The organism is Streptomyces sp. YPW6 (genome assembly GCF_018866325.1).
Lineage (GTDB): Bacteria > Actinomycetota > Actinomycetes > Streptomycetales > Streptomycetaceae > Streptomyces.
Window position 1 is genome coordinate 4,849,727 of the sequence record NZ_CP076457.1, and the last position, 20,717, is coordinate 4,870,443.

Below are 20,717 nucleotides of genomic sequence, written 5' to 3' on the forward strand. Positions count from 1 at the left end.
CGCCCCCCGGACCCGGCCGGAGGGCCCGTACCTCGATGTCCGTGCACAGCCACTCGGCGGCGCCGAACGCGGCCGCCGCCGCCCCTGAGTTCCCCCGGCACGTCGTCACCGCCGTGCTCGTCTCCCACGACGGCTCCCGCTGGCTGCCCGACGTGCTGGCCGGGCTGCTCGGGCAGGAACGCCCCGTACAGAACGTCATCGCCGCCGACACCGGCAGCGCCGACGACTCGGCCCGGCTGGTCACCGAGGCGCTCGGCGACGAACGCGTCCTGCACCTCGCACGCCGTACGAGCTTCGGCACGGCCGTCGACGAGGCGGCCCGCACGGCCGGCGTCCTCACCCCGGACGACCTGCCCTACCTCAAGCGCCCCGGCGGCTGGGACCCGCACACCCGGACCTGGGTCGACGAGAACTACGACCTCCCCGAGCTTCCCCACGGCGAGCCGGTCCAGTGGCTCTGGCTGCTGCACGACGACTGCGCACCCGAGCCGGACGCGCTCGCCGAGCTGCTGCGCGTCGTCGACACCGACAAGCACGCCACGATCGTCGGCCCCAAGCTGCGCGGCTGGTACGACCGCAAGCAGCTCCTCGAAGTCGGCGTCTCCATCGCCAACAGCGGACGCCGCTGGACCGGCCTGGACCGCCGCGAGCAGGACCAGGGCCAGCACGACCAGGTCCGTACCGTCCTGTCCGTCTCCTCCGCCGGCATGCTCATCCGCCGCGACGTCTACGAGGAGCTCGGCGGCTTCGACCGCAGGCTCCCCCTGATGCGCGACGACGTCGACCTCTGCTGGCGCGCCCACCTCGCCGGCCACCGGGTCCTCGTCGCCCCGGACGCCGTCCTGCGGCACGCCGAGGCCTCCGCCCGCGAGCGCCGCCCCATCGACTGCGCCGGCCGCTCCGTCGCGAGCCCGCACCGCGTCGACAAGGCCGGCGCGGCCTACACGATGCTCGTCAACGCCCGCGGCAAGGCCCTGCCCTGGGTCCTGCTCCGGCTCGTCGTCGGCACCCTCCTGCGCACCCTCGCCTACCTCGTCGGCAAGGTGCCGGGCCAGGCCGTCGACGAGGTCACCGGACTGCTCGGCACCCTCCTGCGCCCCGGCCGCGTCCTCGCCGCCCGCCGCACCCGCGGAAAGGGCGTCGTCGACGCCGCCGAGCTGCGCGCCCTCTTCCCGCCGCCCGGCGCCACCGTCCGGGCCACGGTCGACCAGGTCGCGGGCAACCTCGGCCGCCGAACGGACGCCGACACGGGCGGCTCACGCCACGGGGCCGTCGAATCCGGCCCCGGCGGCGACGACGCCGACTTCCTCGAAGTCGACCAGTTCGCCCGTCTCAAGCGCATCGGCCGCAAGCCCGGCCCCGTCCTCTTCGCCCTGCTCCTCGTCGTCTCGCTCGTCGCCTGCCGCAACCTGCTCACCGGCGGCGCCCTGGCGGGCGGCGCGCTGCTGCCCGTCCCCGCCGAGCTCGGTTCGCTCTGGGGTCGGTACGCGGACGCCTGGCACACGGTCGGCACCGGCGGCACCCAGACCGCACCGCCCTACCTGGCCCTGCTCGCCGCCCTGTCGGCCCTGTTCCTCGGCTCGACCGGGCTCGCCGTCAGCGTGCTGCTGGTCTGCTCCATCCCGCTGGCCGGCGCCACCGCCTACTTCGCATCCCGCCCGCTGCTCCCCTCTCGGCTGCTGCGGGCCTGGGCGAGCGTCGCCTACGCCTTCCTGCCCGCCGCGACCGGCGCGCTGGCCACCGGCCGCCTGGGCACCGCCGTCCTCCTCGTCCTCCTCCCGCTGATCGCCCGCGCGGGCGTCGCCGCCCACGGGCTGCGCGCCGACAGCGCGGCCGGGGAGCGCGGCAGCTGGCGCGCCACCTGGGCGTACACGTTGCTGCTGACCGTCACCATGGCGTTCACCCCGGTCGTCTGGCCGCTCGCCGTGGTCCTCGGCCTCGGTGTGCTCGTGCTGCGGCGCGGCGACATCACGGCGTACGCGCTCCGCTTCCTGGCCGCCGTCGCCACCCCGGTCCTGGTCCTCGCTCCCTGGTCGCTGAGCCTCCTGACGAACCCGTCCGCGCTCCTGACCGAGGCGGGCCTCGACCTCGGGACGGGCCAGGCGTCGGGCCTCGACCTGCTCGGCATCAGCCCCGGCGGTCCCGGTGCGGCGGGCGGCGTCCTGCTGCTCGGCATCGTGCTGGCCGCGCTCGCCGCCCTGCTGCGCGAGGAGCGGCAGTTTGCCGTCCGGACCGCCTGGGCCGTCGCGCTCGTGGGCTTCCTCTTCGCCGCCTTCGCCAACGGGTCCACCTGGGCCGGACCGGCCACCCTCGTCTACGGCGCCGCCCTGATCGCCGCCGCCCTGGTCGGCGCGGACGGGGCCCGCATCCGGGTCGCCGAGCAGAGCTTCGGCTGGCGCCAGCCCGTGGCGGCCCTGATCGCGCTGGCCGCCGGGCTGGCCCCGGTCCTGGCCGCGCTCGGCTGGATGATCGGCGGCGCCGACGGCCCGCTGGAGCGCCGCGACCCCGTCCAGGTGCCCGCCTTCGTCGCGGAGGAGAGCACCACCCGCGACCAGCCCCGCACCCTCGTCCTCGGCGGCACCTCGCCCGACACCGTCTCCTACAGCCTGGTCCGCGGCTCGGGCGCCCGGCTCGGCGACGCCGAACTGACCGAGGCGGGCGGCGGCAACAGCCGCCTCGACAAGGTCGTCGCCAACCTCGTCGCGGGCTCCGGCGCCGACCAGGGCGGCCAGCTCAGCGGCTTCGCGATCCGTTACGTCCTGGTCCGGGACGGAGCACCGCGCCAGATGAGCCGGGTCCTCGACGCGACCCCGGGCCTGAGCCGCCTCAGCCAGCTCGACGGCAGCGCCCTGTGGCGGGTGGACCGCCAGGTCGCCCGCGTCATGATCACCCCGGCCTCCGGTGAGGGCGACCGTGTCGCGGTCGGTTCGGCCGCCGTCGAGGCCCACTCCGACATCCCGTCCGGCGAGGCGGGCCGCGTGCTGCGGATCGCCGACGCCGCCGACCCGGGCTGGACGGCCACGCTGGACGGCAAGCCGCTGCCCGGCAAGACCGTCGACGGCTGGGCCCAGGGCTTCGAACTGCCCGCCGACGGCGGCCGCCTCGACCTCACCTACGACGCCCCGATCACCCACACCGGGTGGATCTGGGCCCAGGCCGGGCTGCTCCTGGTCCTGGTGGTCATGGCTCTGCCGGGCCGCCGCCGGGAGATCGACGACGACCTGCCCGACGAGGCGCTCGCCGTCGCCGCCGAGCCGGTCGACGGGGAGGGCCGCCGTGCCCGCAGGCTGCGCGCCGCGGCCCAGGCAGAGGCTGCCCAGGCCGAGACGGCGACCGCCGATGAGGCAGGGAACGACGACCGGTCGCGGGCCGTGGACCCGGGGGAGTACATCCCGGCGCAGCAGTCCGCCGACCCGTACGCCGAGAACCCGCCGGCGCACGACCCGCGGGCCCCGCACGACCCGCAGGAGGCCACCGGCGGCTATGCGGCACTCCCGCAGCAGGAAGCCCCCCAGCAGTACGACACCTACGCGCAGTGGGACGGGCAGCAGCAGGCCGCGGAGTCCTACACGGCGTACCAGCAGCCGGACCCGTACGCCCAGCAGCATCAGCAGGGGCATCAGGACGCGGGCTACCAGGGCGGCTACGGCGTCCAGGACCCGTACGCGCAGGAGTACGGCGACCAGGGCGCCTACCACGGCCAGAACGCCGCGTACGACAGCCAGGGCGCGTACGACGAGTACGGCCGGTACGTCGGCGGGCAGCAGCACCCGCAGCACCACCCGTACACCGAGAACGGCGAACAGACCGACCCCCAGGCCCCGGGCCAGGCCCCGTGGCAGACCGGTAACGCATCGCGAGGCGAGTCCGAGTGAAGTCCACCCACCTGTCCCTGATCGCGGGCGCCGCCGTCCTGGCCGCCGTCACCGGATTCGCCACGGTCACCGCGCCCGGCGCCCCGGCCGAGCCCGCCGCGAAGCCCGCCGCGCTGCTGCCGGTCGAGCGGGCCGGTCTGGTCTGCCCGGCGCCCAGCAGCTCCGACCTCGCCGAGACGCGGTACACCGCGTTCACCCCGGCGGGCGAGGGCGGCGAGGCCAAGGGCGCCGCCGAGCTGAAGCCGGCCCTGCCGATCGTGGACGACGAGGACGAGAGCGACCCGAAGAAGGCCAAGAAGGCCGAGGAAGCGGCGGAGAAGGCCAGGAAGAAGGCCGAGAAGCCGGTCCTCGCCGTGCAGGAGCCCGGGAAGCCGGCCGTCGCGGAGGCGGACGGCTCCGACGCCCCGGCCCTCGTCGGCCTGGCCACCGGCGCGCTGGCCCCCGGCTGGACCGCACAGCAGACCACGGAGGTCACCGCAGGCGGCTCCCGCGGCCTCCTCGGGGTCACCTGCACCGCACCCGACACGAACTTCTGGTTCCCGGGCGCGAGCACCGCCAAGTCCCGCCAGGACTACATCCACCTCACCAACCCCGACGACACCGGTGCCGTGGCCGACATCGAGCTGTACGGCCCGAAGGGCACGCTCGCGTCCGACGTCGGCGACGGCATCACCGTGCCCGCCCGCTCCAGCGTCGCCGTCCTGCTGTCCACCCTCACCTCCGAGGCGGTCGACGACCTGACCGCACACGTCACCACCCGTTCGGGGCGGATCGGGGCGGTCGTCATGAGCGCCGACGAGAACGCGGGCAGCGACTGGATCACCGCCTCCGCGGACCCCTCCGGCACGCTCGTGATGCCCGGCATCCCGGCGGACGCCACCTCCGTGCACCTGGTGGCGTTCGCGCCCGGCGAGGACGACGCGGACGTGAAGGTCCAGCTCATGGGGAAGAACGCGACGTTCTCCCCGGCCGGCAACGCCACCCTGCACATCAAGTCCTCGATGACGGCCTCCGTCGACCTCAAGGACCTCACCCGGGGCGAGCCGGGGTCCCTGCGCCTGACCCCCGTCCGCAAGGACCGGGCGACCCCGATCGTGGCCGCGCTGCGCGTGGCCCGGGGCAAGGGCGACCAGCAGGAGATCGCCTACATCCCCGCCACCGGTCCCGTCGGCGCGCGGGCGAGCGTCCCCGACAACCGGGCCAAGGGCTCGACGCTGTCCCTGACCGCGCCGGGCGCCACGGCCAAGGTGAAGGTCACCGCCTCGGCGGGCAGCGACGGCGGCGAACCGGCCGTCGAGACGTACACGGTCAAGGCCGGTACGACCCTCGCCGTCACCCCGAAGGCGCCGGAAGGCCTCAAGGGCTCCTACGCCCTGACCGTCGAGACGACGTCGGGCGGCCCGGTCCACGCGTCGCGCTCCCTGGCGCTCACCTCGGACGGCGTGCAGATGTTCACGGTGCAGACGCTCCCCGACGGCGGCGGGATGGTCGAGGTCCCGTCGGCACGCCAGGACCTCTCGGTGCTGGACGACTGAGGGCGCGGCCTCGCGGCCAGGGCCGCAGCGGCCGGGGGCCGGGGCGGTTCTGCCCGTACCGGAGGCGCGGGGCAGTCCCGGTCCCGCCCGTACCGGACGGATGTCCGGGGCCGGCCCTGCCGTGGGCGGCGGCCCTGCCGTACCGGACGACGGCCCTGGCCGGCCCGCCCGTCCCGGGTTCCGGGACTCAGTCCCGTCCGTAGGGGACTCAGTCCTGCCCGTACCGGGGGTCGACCGACTCGGGGGCCAGCCCCAGCAGCTCGGCGACCTGCTCGACGACGACCTCGTGCACGAGCAGGGCGCGCTCGTCGCGGCTCTTGGTGCGGATCTCGACGGGCCGCCGGTAGACGACGATCTGCGCGGGCCGTCCCTTCCCCGCGGAGACCGCGCTGCCGAGCGGAACAACCTCCTCCGGAGTGCCGGGCACATCGAGGACGACGAAGTCGACCTCGGCCAGCTGCGGCCAGCGCCGCTCCAGCCGCTCCACCGAGTCCTGGACCAGATCGCGGAAGGTCTCGCCCCGGCTGGCCGACAGCGGCACCTGCGGCGGCGCGACCGGCCCGCGCATACCGCGGCCATGACGGTCACGACGCCGGGGCCGCGGCTCGAACGGCGGGGGAGGTACGGGGCTGTCCATCACCGACGCAGCGTAACGCTCCGGGGACCGAGGCGATCGGAGAGACGACCCGGCGGGGCCGACGTTCTCGCCTCGACGGGATCCTTGCCGGGACCCTCGCCGGGTTCTCGACGGGAACCTCACCGGGGACGGAGCGGCGGAGTCCCCGGAGGGGGCGGTGGAGGCTCCGTACGGGGCGCCGGGCGCTCCGCTCACCGCCCCGAGACCGAGAAGCCGGCACCCCTGCTCCCGGCCCCGAGGCAGAGAGGCGGGCACCCCGCTTCCGGACCTGGCGTCGAGAGGCGGACAGCCGCTTCCGGACCCGACATCGAGAGGCGGGCACCCCGCCTCCGGATGTCCACAGTTGAACATTTCGGCCAAGGTTGAGCCCATTTCAGGCCCGACATCCGATCATTGACCCTGTTCTTCAGACCGTCATGCACGCCGCCCGCCACCGGCGCGACCGGCCGGCGATCAGGAGACTCCCGCCCCGGCGCAGGTCAGGGCAGCCACCGGAAGTCTCGCTGTGCCGCAGGTCACAGGGCGACACGGTGGAGTGACCCGAGGGGGAGTCGTCGCGGCCCGCTCAAGAGTGCGGTACCGTCCAACATCGTGAGCCCTGTACGTCGCTGTTCGCGCACCGCGTGCGGCCGCCCTGCCGTCGCGACACTGACGTACGTCTATGCCGATTCGACTGCGGTCCTCGGCCCGCTCGCCACCTACGCCGAGCCCCACTGCTACGACCTGTGCGCCGAACACAGTGAACGGCTCACCGCGCCACGGGGCTGGGAAGTGGTGCGCCTCTCCGACGGCTCCGCACCGGCGCACCCGAGCGGCGACGACCTCGAAGCACTGGCCAACGCGGTCCGCGAGGCGGCACGCCCGCACGACCGCGGTCCGGACGGCGGAGACCGGGGCCGGCGCTCGGCCGACCCGGTGGAGGTGGCCCGCCGCGGCCACCTGAGAGTGCTGCGCTCCCCGGACTCCTGAGGCCGCCTCCTGGGGCACTTCCCGGCCGGGTAGTTTGGGCGGTCCGCAGAGACCCCCAGGAGGACCGGCCGTGGTTGCTGATCTGTCGCAGCTCGTGAAGGCGTACGACGTGCGCGGAGTGGTGCCCGACCAGTGGGACGAGTCGCTGGCCGAGCTCTTCGGGTCCGCGTTCGTCCAGGTCACGGCCGCCGACGCCATCGTGATCGGCCACGACATGCGCCCGACCTCACCTGCCCTGGCCGGGGCGTTCGCGCGCGGCGCGGCCGCCCGCGGCGCGGACGTCACGCTCATCGGCCTCTGCTCGACGGACCAGCTCTACTACGCGTCGGGGGCGCTGGACCTCCCCGGGGCGATGTTCACGGCCTCGCACAACCCGGCGCAGTACAACGGCATCAAGATGTGCCGGGCGGGCGCGGCCCCGGTCGGCCAGGACACCGGCCTCGCCGAGATCCGCACACTCGTCGAGCAGTGGTCGGAAGGAGAGCCCCGGCCCGCCGCGGCCACGACCCCCGGCACGATCACGGAACGCGACACCCTCACCGACTACGCGTCCCACCTCCTCGGCCTGGTCGACCTGACGACGATCCGCCCCCTGAAGGTCGTGGTGGACGCGGGCAACGGCATGGGCGGCCACACGGTCCCCACGGTCCTCGACGGCCTCCCGCTCGACCTCGTACCGATGTACTTCGAGCTGGACGGGACCTTCCCCCACCACGAGGCCAACCCGCTCGACCCCAAGAACATCGTCGATCTCCAGGCCCGCGTACGCGCCGAGGGCGCCGACCTGGGCCTCGCCTTCGACGGCGACGCGGACCGCTGCTTCGTGGTCGACGAGCGGGGCGTGGGGGTGTCACCGTCCGCGATCACGGCCCTGGTGGCCGCCCGCGAGCTGGCCCGCAACGGCGGCGAGGGCATCGTCATCCACAACCTGATCACCTCCTCGTCCGTCCCCGAGGTGGTCCGCGAGAACGGCGGCACCCCGGTCCGCACCCGGGTCGGCCACTCGTTCATCAAGGCGGAGATGGCCGAGCACGGTGCGATCTTCGGCGGCGAGCACTCGGCCCACTACTACTTCCGCGACTTCTGGAACGCGGATACGGGCATGCTCGCCGCGCTCCACGTGCTTGCCGCACTCGGCGGCCAGCAGAAGCCGCTGTCCGAGCTGGTCGCGGAGTACGACCGGTACGCCGGCTCGGGCGAGATCAACTCCACCGTCGCCGACCAGACCGCCAGCCTGACCCAGGTCAAGGAGGCGTACGGCACCCGCGAGGGTATCACCTTCGACGACCTGGACGGCCTCACGGTGACCGCCTCCGACTGGTGGTTCAACCTCCGGGCCTCGAACACGGAACCGCTGCTGCGGCTGAACGTGGAGGCCGGGGACGAGAAGACCATGGCAGCGGTACGCGACGAGGTCCTGGGCCTGATCCGGGCCTGACCCGCACGGAACACGGACTCCGGCCCGCCCGAGGGCGCTTTCCGACTCTCTGGCTCTCCGGCTTCCCGGCGCTTCCGCCGGCCGGTCCGGGCCCCTTCCCGCCCCTGCGGGTTCGAGGGACGGGGCCCGGGGCGGAGGCCCCGAGGATCAGCCCGTCCGGCGCTTGCGGACAAGGGGGCCAGGGGCGGGGCCCGGTCACGGGAAGGGGGGGCGGGCAGGGAAGAGGCGGACTGGGAGGAGGCGGGCAGGGAAGAAGGGGCAGAGAAGAGGCCCACCGGAAGCACCCACCCGCTGGCCCACCCCGCCCCCGGCCCTCAAGCCCGGACTTGCCCGTGGCCTCAAGCCGGACCCCGCCGGGCCCCCCGGGACCGCGAGCCCTGCCCCGCCAGGCCGACCTCGCCCTCTCAGGGCCTGAAGCCGGACCCCACCGGGGCCCAACTCGCCCCCGCCGGGCCCGCCCTGCCGACCTCACCTCCTGGCCCTCAAGCCGGACCCCGCCGGCCCGCGTCGCCCGCGCTGGGCCCGCCCCCAGGCCTCAAGTCGGCCCCGCCCGGCCGACCTCGCCCCCGGCCCTCAAGTCGGCCCCGCGCGACCTACCTCGCCCCCGCCGGGCCCGCCTCGCCCCGCTGGGCCCGCCCCAGGCCGCAAGCCGGCCCCGCCCGGCCCACTTCACCCCCTGGCCCTCAGGCCGGACCCCCGGGGCCGTCAAGCCCGGCCCCGCCCGGCCGACCACGCCCCCGGGGCCTCAAGCCGTAGCCCGCCCGGCCCACCCAGCCCGCCCGGCCCAGCCAGCACCCCCGACCCGCCCCGCTCCGCCACCATCCCCCGTTTCCTCCCCCGGGCCAGGCCGCGCCCCCTCCACCCCAGCGGTAGGCTGACGACGCCTGATCCACGCGGATCGGAACTCGCATGCTCGAAGGGACTCACCCCATGGCGCTCGAAGCCGGCCTCCTGGAGATCCTGGCCTGCCCGGCCTGCCACTCCCCGCTCGACGACCGTTCGGCGGCCGACACCCCCGAACTGGTCTGTACGGGCGACGACTGCGGCCTGGCCTACCCGGTCCGGGACGGCATCCCGGTTCTTCTCGTCGACGAGGCCCGCCGGCCCGTCTGACCGCGAGCGACACCCGTACGGGACGGCGGGGCAGCAGACCGCAGGCGCGGGCGGCCCGCCCCGGCGCCGCACCGGGGCAAGCCAGGCCGGGGTTGCCCCGCCCCTGTATCCGCAGCCCGCACCCCACCCGGTGATCGGAGGCCCACCGCCATGCTCGACGAGTCCCTGCTCGACGCCCCGGAGGCCCTGGCCCGAGCCGACCGCCGTGAACTGCTGCGCGGCGCAGCCGAGGCCGGCGCCCGGGTCCGTACCGCCGCCCGGCACGCCGCCGAAGCGGGCATCGGCGGCCTGACCCCCGAGGGCCGGCCCCGCGCCGTCCTCGTCGCGGGCCCCGGCACCGCCGCCTCCGGTGTCGCCGACCTGATCGGCGCCCTGGCGGGCGCGGCCGCCCCCGTCATCCGTATCCACCCCACGGGCGTCGCCCCCGCCCCCGGCGCCCTGCGCTGGGCTCTGCCCGGCTGGGCCGGATCCGTGGACCTGCTCCTCATCGCGACCGCCGACGGCTCCGAGCCCGGACTCGCCCTGCTCGCCGAGCAGGCCTACCGCCGGGGCTGCACCGTCGTCGCCGTCGCCCCCACCCGATCACCGCTGCGCGAGGCGGTCGACGGGGTACACGGTCTGGTCGTGCCGATGGCGGCCGCCCCGCACGGTGAGTACGACGCGGAGACCTCGGCCGCCGGTCCCGGCACGCTGTGGGCGCTGCTCACCCCCCTGCTGGCGCTCCTGGACCGGGTCGGCCTGGTGACCGCGCCCCCCGAGGACCTGCAGAAGGTGGCGGACCGGCTGGACCGCACCGCGGAACGCTGCGGCCCGGCCGTCGCCACGTACAGCAACCCGGCCAAGACACTCGCCGCCGAGCTCGCGGACAGTCTGCCGCTGCTGTGGACGGAGGGCGAGGCCGCGGGCCCGGTGGGTCGCCGCTTCGCCGCCGTCCTGGCCGAACTGGCGGGCCGGCCCGCTCTCACCGCGCAGCTCCCCGAGGCGCTGCCCTCGCACGGCACCCTTCTCGCCGGGGACTTCGCGGCCGGCGCGGACCCCGACGACTTCTTCCGGGACCGGGTCGAGGAGGGCGAGACGCTGCGAGCCCGGGTCGTCCTGCTCCGGGACCGCGCGACGGGAGGCCTGAGCGCCTACCCGGCGGCCCGGGAGCTGGCGCTCGGCCACGACACACCCGTCAGCGAACTGGAGCCGGAGGAGGGCGGCGACCTGGAAGCCGTCGCCGAACTGCTCGCGATCACCGACTTCGCTGCGGTCTACCTCTCGCTGGCCTCGGCACCCCAGCCCTGACACGCAGGACACGCCGAGCCGCCCCCGTACGGCAAGGCGAACCGCGCCGGGGGCGCACCGCACCCGGCAAGGCGCACCCGCATTCGGGAAGGCGAACCGCACTCGGCGAGGCTGACCACACCTGGCAAGGCGCACCCGACCACCCACCCACGCACCCCCAGGCCCCACGCACCCCAGGCCCCAAGCCTCACGGGCCCCACGGGTCACAGGCCCCTCAGGCCACCCCACAGGCCCACCCAGAACCCCCACCCCACCTCACCCACCCACCCGTCCCTCACCCCCCGGCCACCCCACCGACGCCAGGGCCTCACCCAACTCTGATACCCCTGGTGCACGACCCACCCGCCCAGCTCCACCCGAGGACGACTCCATGGACCGGCTGTCCAACACCGTGCGCCCCTACGCCTGGGGGTCCACCACGGCCATCCCAGCCCTGCTCGGTATCGCGCCCACCGGCGAACCGCAGGCCGAGATGTGGATGGGAGCCCACCCCGGAGCGCCCTCACGGATCACCCGCACCACCGCCTCCGGCGAGACCGAACTGGCCCTCACCGAAGCCATCGACGCCGACCCGGAAGGTGAGCTGGGCGCGCCGACCGTCACCCGGTTCGGCCCCCGCCTCCCTTTCCTCCTGAAGCTCCTCGCCGCCGGCGCCCCCCTCTCCGTGCAGGTCCACCCCGACCTGGACCAGGCCCGCGAGGGGTACGCCGACGAGGAGGCCCGGGGCGTCCCGATCGACGCCCCCCACCGCACGTACAAGGACGCCAACCACAAGCCCGAGCTGATCTGCGCCCTCACCCCCTTCGCCGGTCTGTGCGGCTTCCGCCCGCCCGCCGAGGCGGCCGACGCGATGGATGCGCTGGGAGTCGACTCCCTCAAGCCGTACGTGGACCTCCTCCGCGCCCACCCCGAGGAGGCGGCCCTCCGCGAGGTGCTCACGGCGATCCTCGGCGCGGACCCGGCGCAGATGTCCGAGACCGTGACGGAGGCGGCGGCCGCCGCCGAACGCCTCGGCGGCGCCCACGCCCCGTACGCCCGCATCGCCCACCACTTCCCCGGAGACCCGGGGGTCCTCGCGGCGATGCTGCTGAACTATGTGGAACTCCAGCCGGGGGAGGCCCTGTTCCTCGGGGCGGGCGTCCCGCACGCCTATCTCGACGGCCTCGGCGTCGAGATCATGGCCAATTCGGACAACGTGCTGCGTTGCGGCCTGACCCCGAAGCACATCGACGTCCCCGAACTCCTGCGGATCGTCCGCTTCGAGGCCACCGAGCCCGGCGTGCTGCGCCCGGAGGCCACCCCGTCGGGCGAGGAGCGCTACGACACCCCGGCCGACGAGTTCGCCCTGTCCCGCTACACCCTCGCCTCCGGGGCGGCCCCCACCGATCTGACCGCCTCCACCCCGCAGATCCTGCTCTGCACGGCGGACACCGTCACGGTCGGCGAACTCGCCCTGGCACCAGGAGAGTCGGCCTACGTCCCGGCCGGCGAGCGTGTCGAGGCGACGGGACCGGGCACACTCTTCCGGGCCACCGTGGCGGTCTGACCCACCGGCCGTTGCGGCGGCTGCAACAATGTGCCGCCTCGCCGCGGCGGCACGCAGCGCCGCGCACCGACGAAGGGACAGCACACACTCATGAGCGCGTCAGGCGGAACCAAGGCGATCGTGGCGGCACTCGCGGCCAACCTCTCGATCGCCGTGGCCAAATTCGTGGCGTTCCTCTTCAGTGGATCCTCGTCGATGCTCGCGGAGAGCGTCCACTCGCTCGCGGACTCGGGCAACCAGGGACTCCTGCTGCTCGGCGGCAAGAGGGCGAAGCGCGAAGCAACCCCCGAACACCCCTTCGGCTACGGCCGTGAGCGCTACATCTACGCGTTCCTCGTCTCCATCGTCCTCTTCTCGGTCGGTGGCATGTTCGCGGTGTACGAGGGCTACGAGAAGATCAAGCACCCGCACGAGATCGAGGCATGGTACTGGCCGGTCGGGGTCCTGGTCTTCGCGATCATCGCCGAGCTCTTCTCCTTCCGTACGGCGATCAAAGAGTCCAATCTCACCCGCGGCAACCGCTCCTGGACCGAGTTCGTCCGCCGCTCCAAGGCCCCCGAACTGCCGGTCGTCCTGCTGGAGGACCTCGGCGCCCTCGTCGGCCTGATTCTGGCGCTCGGCGGCGTCGGCCTCGCCCTCGCCACCGGCAACGGCGTCTGGGACGGCATCGGCACCCTCTGCATCGGCATCCTGCTGATCCTCATCGCGATCGTCCTGGCCGTCGAGACGAAGTCCCTCCTGCTCGGCGAGTCCGCCGGTATCGAGGACGTCGAGAAGATCAAGGCAGCCGTGGTGGACGACGACACCGTCACCCGCATCATCCACATGCGCACCCTGCACCTCGGCCCCGAGGAGTTGCTGGTCGCCGCCAAGATCGCGGTCCGGCACGACGAGACCGCCGCCGAGGTCGCCGAGGCCATCAACGCGGCCGAGCACCGCATCCGCGACGCGGTCCCGATCGCCCGGGTCATCTACCTGGAGCCGGACATCTACAACGCGCAGGCCGCCGCGACCGGAACCAACCCGGGCAGGACGCTCGACGGCCCGGCCGAGAACCCGAGCGATTCCGGCCACTGACCCACCCCACACCAGCCCCGATCGGCCCGGTCACCCCGCACACAGGCCCCTCTCTCCGAAGGGGCTGGGGCCCACTGGGCCGTTCGGTGTAGATTCGGATAGGAACACAGACGTCGCTGCTGATGGCGGTCGACCGGCTGGCACCAGCGAGCCGGGCGAGGGAGAGAGGGCCTCCGACGGACTGCACTGCGAATCGCCCGGGCATTCCTGTGCCCGTCGCGCCGCAGAGTCAGCCCAGCCAAGCCCACCCTCGACCCATCACGAGGAGCAGCCCGTTATGACGACGACCAACCGCCAGGACTTCAAGGTCGCCGATCTCTCCCTCGCCCCGTTCGGGCGTAAGGAGATCACGCTTGCCGAGCATGAGATGCCCGGTCTGATGTCGATCCGTGAGGAGTTCGCCGCTGCCCGGCCGCTGGCTGGTGCCCGGATCACCGGTTCGCTGCACATGACGGTGCAGACCGCTGTGCTGATCGAGACCCTCGTCGCCCTGGGTGCGGAGGTCCGGTGGGCGTCCTGCAACATCTTCTCCACCCAGGACCACGCGGCTGCCGCGATCGCGGTCGGTCCGGAGGGTACTCCGGAGGCTCCTGCGGGTGTCCCGGTGTTCGCCTGGAAGGGGGAGACGCTGGAGGAGTACTGGTGGTGCACGGAGCAGGCGCTGACCTGGCCGGGTACTCCCACGGGGGGCCCGAACATGATCCTGGACGACGGTGGGGACGCCACTCTCCTTGTTCACAAGGGTGTGGAGTTCGAGAAGGCGGGAGCGGTCCCGGACCCGTCGACGGCGGACAGTGAGGAGTACGCCCACATCCTGACTCTGCTGAACCGGACTCTGGGTGAGGCCCCGCAGAAGTGGACGCAGCTGGCGTCGGAGATCCGTGGTGTCACGGAGGAGACGACGACGGGTGTGCACCGCCTGTACGAGATGCACCGTGACGGGTCTCTGCTGTTCCCGGCGATCAATGTGAACGACGCGGTGACGAAGTCGAAGTTCGACAACAAGTACGGGTGCCGTCACTCCCTGATCGACGGGATCAACCGTGCCACCGATGTTCTGATCGGCGGGAAGACCGCTGTGGTGTTCGGGTACGGGGATGTGGGCAAGGGGTGTGCGGAGTCGCTGCGGGGGCAGGGCGCCCGGGTGATCATCACGGAGATCGACCCGATCTGTGCGCTGCAGGCGGCGATGGACGGTTATCAGGTGACGACGCTGGACGAGGTGGTGGAGACGGCGGACATCTTCATCACCACGACGGGCAACAAGGACATCATCATGGCCAAGGACATGGCCCGGATGAAGCACCAGGCGATCGTGGGGAACATCGGCCACTTCGACAACGAGATCGACATGGCCGGTCTGGCCCGGATCGAGGGTGTCGTCAAGGACGAGGTCAAGCCGCAGGTCCACACCTGGACGTTCCCCGACGGCAAGGTTCTCATCGTGCTGTCCGAGGGCCGTCTGCTGAACCTGGGCAACGCGACCGGGCACCCCTCGTTCGTGATGTCGAACAGCTTCGCCGACCAGACGCTCGCGCAGATCGAGCTGTTCACGAAGCCCGAGGCGTACCCGACCGACGTGTACGTGCTGCCCAAGCACCTCGACGAGAAGGTCGCCCGTCTCCACCTCGACGCCCTCGGCGTCAAGCTCACGGCCCTGCGCCCCGAGCAGGCGGCGTACATCGGCGTCGAGGTCGAAGGACCGTACAAGCCCGACCACTACCGCTACTGATCCACTCCCGGCGTTCGGAAGGCCGGCCTTCCGAACGCCGAGCGGCGTCACAGCATCCAGCGGCAGTTCCGCAGCAGTCCCGCGGCAGATGCGTCGCCGTCCGCAGCAGATCCGAGTGCAGGCCCCCGCACCCCCGTGCCGGGGGCCTGCACCCGTTACCGCCCCCGCACAGCCCGAGGAACCCGAAGGACCCCATGCCCCGCGGCAGGTATTCGCTCCACGACCTTCACGATCACACCCCCCTCGGCGAAGAACACTTCCATTGCGCCCCCGGCCCTTCCGGCTGGCGCTACGTCTCCCAGACCACATCCCCCTCCGGAGACCATCTCGGCTCCGTCGACCTCGCCCTGGACGAACTGGGCCGGCCCATCCGCCTCGAACTCCATGCCGCGAGCTGGCAGGTACGAGGAGCGGCCCTGGAAGGGGTCACCTGGGTCCGGACCGATCCCACCGGCAGCCACGCCACCGAAGGCAACGTCCGTGCCCACACCTTCGCCGGCACGTCCCCCGCATTCCTCATCGCCATGACCCGCCTTCTGCGCCTCACCCCCGCTTCCCCCACGACCCGCGTCCGCGTGGTCACCTTCACGGACCCGGTCCTCGCACCCAGGACCGTCGACCAGTCCTGGGCCCTGATGAACAGTGAAGCGCACGCCACTGACAACGGCCCCCTGATCGTGGACGAATACCAGGTCAGCGCCTTGGACACCGGAGAGCGGCACGCCGTCCACATCGCCGGCGACGTGGTCCTCGCGGCCCCCGGCATCGAGCTCGAACACCTGGAGACACCCCCGTCCCCGCGCGCTCACGGGTCGGACCCCGACGCGACGGACAGGGACAGGCCGGCGAACGACTAGCCGGGCGGAGCGAATCCGCCCGAGGCAGCACCCCCACGCCGCTGCCGGTCATCACCGACGCCATCGGCTCCCGACCGGAAACCGGCCCCGGCGGGACTCCCACCGCCGGATCCCCTCCCATCCACAGATTCGTTCCCACCGACAGGGTGCACCCCGGCGGGCGAGCGGTCCCCCGCGGCAAACTGGCCCCCACCGACGGAGGGCCCCCCACCGACAGACCCGCTTGTACCGACCACCCGGTTCCCCCCACCAACGCGGGCACCCCCGCCGAACCCACCGGCCCCCGCGGCCCCTGGAGCCACGGAGCCCTCGACGTACCCCCCGGCCCGTGAACCCGCGAACAGGCGCCGAGCATCCCGGGACTGCCGCTCGTGCACCACCGCGGCCAGAAACGCGGCCGCGGGAACGCCCTGCGGCGCGGCCGCCCCCGTCCGCGCGACCAGCTCACCGGCCAGCCGCTCCGCGATCGACCGACCCACGCCGGGGTCCAGCTGCTGCATCCGCGTCAGGTACTGCCGGATCGCCGACCAGAGCTCGTCCGGTACGCCCGACAGATCCAGCTCCGCGAACCGGCCGACCAGCCAGGGCGGGGGAGGCGGCACGGCGACGGACCGTCCCGTCGCGGCGACGCGCTCCCGGATCACCAGCGTTCCGGCGAACACATCACCGATCCGGCGCCCCCGCGCCGACACCAGGGACGCGATGGAGGCCACGGCGCCGAAGGTCAGCAGAATCTCGACGAGCCCCATGGCCCCCCGCACGAGCGCGTGCCGGAACCGGATCGGCCCGCCGTCGTCCCGCACCACCCGCAGTCCGCAGGCCAGCTTCCCCAGCGAGCGCCCCTGACTGAGCGTCTCCACCGCGACGGGTCCGCCGATCAGGACCAGGAGGAACGAGGCGACCCCGATCGCCGCGACGGCCGCCTCATCGAGGGCGGCGGAAGCGATGCCCAGCACCATCGACACCAGAAGGAAGGCGGCGAGCGTCACCGCCAGATCGATGGCGCACGCCAGCGCCCGGCTGGGCAGCCGAGCAGGCCTCAAGCCCAGAACGACCGCGTCACCGGTCACCAGCTCACTCATCGAACCCCACCCTTCGCCGACCTTCCCTGCCCCAGCCGGGCCCAGTCTGCCAAGCTGGCCGCCAGCGCGCCGCAGCAGTACGGACCCGTACGCCCCTTCGCCTGGAGCAACAGACGCCCATGGACCTCGACGTCTTCGTCACCGCCCACCGCACGGAGTGGGACCGCCTGGAACACCTCCTGCGCCGAGGGCGCCGCCTCACGGGTGCGGAAGCGGACGAACTGGTCGTCCTCTACCAGCGCACGGCGACGCACCTCTCGCTGATCCAGTCGAGCAGCTCCGACCCGCTCCTCACCGGACGCCTCACGCAGCTCGTGGCGCGCGCCCGGTCGACCGTGACGGGCACCCGCAAGGCCTCCTGGCGGGACGCGGCCCGGTTCCTCACCACGGGATTCCCGGCAGCCGTCTACCGCTCGCGCCACTGGTGGGTGCCCACGGCGGTGCTCTCGACCGTGGTGGCAGCACTGCTGGGCTGGTGGATCGGTACGCACCCCGAGGTGCAGGCCGCGATCGCGGCGCCGGAAGACCTGCGCGCGATGACCCGGCCGGGCGGAGAGTACGAGACCTACTACTCCAGCCATCCCGCGGCGTCGTTCGCCGCACAGGTATGGACGAACAACGCGCAGGCAGCGGCCCTGTGCCTGGTCCTGGGGGCGTTCCTCTGCATACCGGTGATCTGGATCCTCTTCCTCAACATGCTGAACCTCGGCGTCGGCATAGGCCTCATGTCCTCCGCGGGCCGGCTCGACGTCTTCCTCGGCCTCGTGCTGCCCCACGGCCTGCTCGAACTGACCGCGGTGTTCGTGGCCGCGGGCACGGGACTACGCCTCGGCTGGGCGGTGATCGACCCGGGCCCCCTGTCACGCCGGACCGCTCTGGCTCAGCAGGGCCGCGCCGCACTGGGCATGGCCATCGGCCTGGCCCTGGTCCTGTTCGTCTCCGGGCTCATCGAGGGCTTCGTGACCCCGTCCGGTCTCCCGACCTGGGCCAGGATCACCATCGGCATCGCCGCTGAGCTGGCCTTTCTTGCGTACGTCTACATCCTGGGCGGACGCGCGGCACGCGCCGGCGACACGGGCGACCTCGCAGCGGTCGAACGCAGCGCCGAACTTCCCACCGCAGCCTGACCACCGATGTGCTTTCACCGCTGCTGAGCTGCTAGTGTCTCCCTCGCCCACAAAACCGTTGACACGGCAGATGTGGGGAGGTAGATTTGAACGGTTGCCTCGGACTGGACAGGTTCGAGATGAGCGCATAATGTCTATCCCGCTCGTGCAGGAGTTCTTGATTCTTGACTCCGCCGAGCCAAATGATTCCTCTTCTTCACATCACTCGGGTTGTTCTTACGCCCCGCGAGATTCTGATAAAGTCGAGTCCGCCGAAAGGCAAGGCCACTCCACAGGCCACCGGAAATCGAATTCGGACCGGAAACGGAACGGAAAAGAGTCTGGTAAGTTGGAACCGCCGGAAAGGGAAAACGCGAAAGCGGTGGACCTGGAAAGCGAAACTGCACGGCCCGCTTCGACCGGGAATCGGACACGGAAGAGTCTGATAGAGTCGGAAACGCAAGACAGCAGGACAAAGAAAAAATGAAGGGAAGCGCCCGGAGGGGCCCGGTGATACGGGACCGAAGGAAGCGTCCGTTCCTTGAGAACTCAACAGCGTGCCAAAAGTCAACGCCAGATATGTTGATACCCCGTCTCCGGCCGTTTTGGTCGGGACGCGGTTCCTTTTGAAATACACAGCGAGGACGCTGTGAACAACGGGTCTTATTCCGACCGGTTGTTCCGCTCTCGTGTGTGTGCACCCGATCACGGGTAAACATTCACGGAGAGTTTGATCCTGGCTCAGGACGAACGCTGGCGGCGTGCTTAACACATGCAAGTCGAACGATGAAATCACTTCGGTGGTGGATTAGTGGCGAACGGGTGAGTAACACGTGGGCAATCTGCCCTTCACTCTGGGACAAGCCCTGGAAACGGGGTCTAATACCGGATACCACCCTGTCCCGCATGGGACGGGGTTGAAAGCTCCGGCGGTGAAGGATGAGCCCGCGGCCTATCAGCTTGTTGGTGGGGTAATGGCCTACCAAGGCGACGACGGGTAGCCGGCCTGAGAGGGCGACCGGCCACACTGGGACTGAGACACGGCCCAGACTCCTACGGGAGGCAGCAGTGGGGAATATTGCACAATGGGCGAAAGCCTGATGCAGCGACGCCGCGTGAGGGATGACGGCCTTCGGGTTGTAAACCTCTTTCAGCAGGGAAGAAGCGCAAGTGACGGTACCTGCAGAAGAAGCGCCGGCTAACTACGTGCCAGCAGCCGCGGTAATACGTAGGGCGCAAGCGTTGTCCGGAATTATTGGGCGTAAAGAGCTCGTAGGCGGCTTGTCACGTCGGATGTGAAAGCCCGGGGCTTAACCCCGGGTCTGCATTCGATACGGGCTAGCTAGAGTGTGGTAGGGGAGATCGGAATTCCTGGTGTAGCGGTGAAATGCGCAGATATCAGGAGGAACACCGGTGGCGAAGGCGGATCTCTGGGCCATTACTGACGCTGAGGAGCGAAAGCGTGGGGAGCGAACAGGATTAGATACCCTGGTAGTCCACGCCGTAAACGTTGGGAACTAGGTGTTGGCGACATTCCACGTCGTCGGTGCCGCAGCTAACGCATTAAGTTCCCCGCCTGGGGAGTACGGCCGCAAGGCTAAAACTCAAAGGAATTGACGGGGGCCCGCACAAGCAGCGGAGCATGTGGCTTAATTCGACGCAACGCGAAGAACCTTACCAAGGCTTGACATATACCGGAAAGCATCAGAGATGGTGCCCCCCTTGTGGTCGGTATACAGGTGGTGCATGGCTGTCGTCAGCTCGTGTCGTGAGATGTTGGGTTAAGTCCCGCAACGAGCGCAACCCTTGTTCTGTGTTGCCAGCATGCCCTTCGGGGTGATGGGGACTCACAGGAGACTGCCGGGGTCAACTCGGAGGAAGGTGGGGACGACGTCAAGTCATCATGCCCCTTATGTCTTGGGCTGCACACGTGCTACAATGGCCGGTACAATGAGCTGCGATGCCGCGAGGCGGAGCGAATCTCAAAAAGCCGGTCTCAGTTCGGATTGGGGTCTGCAACTCGACCCCATGAAGTCGGAGTTGCTAGTAATCGCAGATCAGCATTGCTGCGGTGAATACGTTCCCGGGCCTTGTACACACCGCCCGTCACGTCACGAAAGTCGGTAACACCCGAAGCCGGTGGCCCAACCCCTTGTGGGAGGGAGCTGTCGAAGGTGGGACTGGCGATTGGGACGAAGTCGTAACAAGGTAGCCGTACCGGAAGGTGCGGCTGGATCACCTCCTTTCTAAGGAGCATCTAGATTCCGCAAGGAATCCAGAGCCACTACGTCGGCAGATGTCCGACGGTGGTCAGCTCATGGGTGGAACGTTGACTATTCGGCACGATGATCTGGTTGTCACTAGTACTGCTTCGGCGTGGAACGTGGTGAGGGATCGGTCGTGTCGGGCACGTTGTTGGGTATCTGAGGGTACGGCCGTAAGGCAGCCTTCTGATCCGGTCCC

The 20,717-nt window shown here is 71.4% G+C and carries 13 protein-coding genes and 1 rRNA gene; 12 read left to right on the top strand and 2 right to left on the bottom strand.

The genetic code is table 11. The features are described 5' to 3' along the window. Nucleotides 1-35: 35 nt before the first annotated feature. Together KME66_RS21545 and KME66_RS21550 are read left to right on the top strand one after the other, a co-directional pair. On the top strand, nt 36-3,875 hold the full coding sequence (locus KME66_RS21545) for a glycosyltransferase (RefSeq protein WP_216324944.1): 3,840 nt from the start codon (nt 36-38) through the stop codon (nt 3,873-3,875). Next, nucleotides 3,872-5,410: a DUF5719 family protein gene (locus KME66_RS21550; RefSeq protein ID WP_216324947.1), complete on the top strand. Its 1,539-nt coding sequence runs from the start codon at nt 3,872-3,874 to the stop codon at nt 5,408-5,410. Before KME66_RS21545 ends, KME66_RS21550 begins: the two co-directional genes overlap by 4 nt. Nucleotides 5,411-5,618: 208 nt before the next feature. On the opposite strand, the gene KME66_RS21555 is transcribed toward KME66_RS21550, so the two are convergent. After that, nucleotides 5,619-6,047 (bottom strand): metallopeptidase family protein, encoded by a 429-nt coding sequence (locus KME66_RS21555; protein ID WP_073225608.1) that lies wholly within the window; start codon nt 6,045-6,047, stop codon nt 5,619-5,621. A gap of 591 nt (nt 6,048-6,638) precedes the next feature. Here KME66_RS21555 and KME66_RS21560 point away from each other — a divergent pair. The 8 genes from KME66_RS21560 to KME66_RS21595 all read left to right on the top strand — a co-directional run bounded on the left by KME66_RS21560 (nt 6,639) and on the right by KME66_RS21595 (nt 16,066). Continuing rightward, nucleotides 6,639-7,016: a DUF3499 domain-containing protein gene (locus tag KME66_RS21560; protein WP_201790473.1), complete on the top strand. Its 378-nt coding sequence runs from the start codon at nt 6,639-6,641 to the stop codon at nt 7,014-7,016. Between the two features lie 70 nt (nt 7,017-7,086). Beyond that, nucleotides 7,087-8,454 (top strand): phosphomannomutase/phosphoglucomutase, encoded by a 1,368-nt coding sequence (locus tag KME66_RS21565; RefSeq protein WP_216324950.1) that lies wholly within the window; start codon nt 7,087-7,089, stop codon nt 8,452-8,454. 930 nt (nt 8,455-9,384) lie between these two features. After that, nucleotides 9,385-9,567 carry a Trm112 family protein gene (locus KME66_RS21570; protein ID WP_216324952.1) on the top strand — a complete coding sequence of 61 codons (183 nt, stop codon included), beginning with the start codon at nt 9,385-9,387 and terminating at the stop codon, nt 9,565-9,567. A 150-nt stretch (nt 9,568-9,717) separates the two neighbouring features. Further along, nucleotides 9,718-10,854, top strand: coding sequence for an SIS domain-containing protein (locus KME66_RS21575; protein ID WP_216324954.1), 1,137 nt, complete (start codon nt 9,718-9,720; stop codon nt 10,852-10,854). Between the two features lie 370 nt (nt 10,855-11,224). Continuing rightward, nucleotides 11,225-12,400: a mannose-6-phosphate isomerase, class I gene (manA, locus tag KME66_RS21580; protein WP_216324956.1), complete on the top strand. Its 1,176-nt coding sequence runs from the start codon at nt 11,225-11,227 to the stop codon at nt 12,398-12,400. A 90-nt stretch (nt 12,401-12,490) separates the two neighbouring features. After that, nucleotides 12,491-13,477 (top strand): cation diffusion facilitator family transporter, encoded by a 987-nt coding sequence (locus KME66_RS21585; protein WP_216324958.1) that lies wholly within the window; start codon nt 12,491-12,493, stop codon nt 13,475-13,477. Between the two features lie 277 nt (nt 13,478-13,754). Continuing rightward, complete coding sequence (ahcY, locus tag KME66_RS21590) at nt 13,755-15,209, top strand: adenosylhomocysteinase (RefSeq protein WP_216324960.1); 1,455 nt, start codon at nt 13,755-13,757, stop codon at nt 15,207-15,209. A 194-nt stretch (nt 15,210-15,403) separates the two neighbouring features. After that, nucleotides 15,404-16,066 (top strand): hypothetical protein, encoded by a 663-nt coding sequence (locus KME66_RS21595; protein ID WP_216324962.1) that lies wholly within the window; start codon nt 15,404-15,406, stop codon nt 16,064-16,066. Here KME66_RS21595 and KME66_RS21600 read toward each other — a convergent pair. Then, the gene (locus KME66_RS21600; RefSeq protein WP_216324964.1) at nt 16,063-17,148 is read right to left on the bottom strand and encodes an RDD family protein; all 1,086 of its coding nucleotides are present in this window, start codon (nt 17,146-17,148) and stop codon (nt 16,063-16,065) included. The genes KME66_RS21595 and KME66_RS21600 overlap by 4 nt on opposite strands. 119 nt (nt 17,149-17,267) lie before the next feature. Here KME66_RS21600 and KME66_RS21605 point away from each other — a divergent pair, with 119 nt between their 5' ends. Both KME66_RS21605 and KME66_RS21610 read left to right on the top strand, forming a co-directional pair. Continuing rightward, complete coding sequence (locus KME66_RS21605) at nt 17,268-18,275, top strand: stage II sporulation protein M (RefSeq protein ID WP_216324966.1); 1,008 nt, start codon at nt 17,268-17,270, stop codon at nt 18,273-18,275. Nucleotides 18,276-18,972: 697 nt separating this feature from the next. Further along, nucleotides 18,973-20,500, top strand: a 16S ribosomal RNA gene (locus KME66_RS21610). Nucleotides 20,501-20,717: the final 217 nt, after the last annotated feature.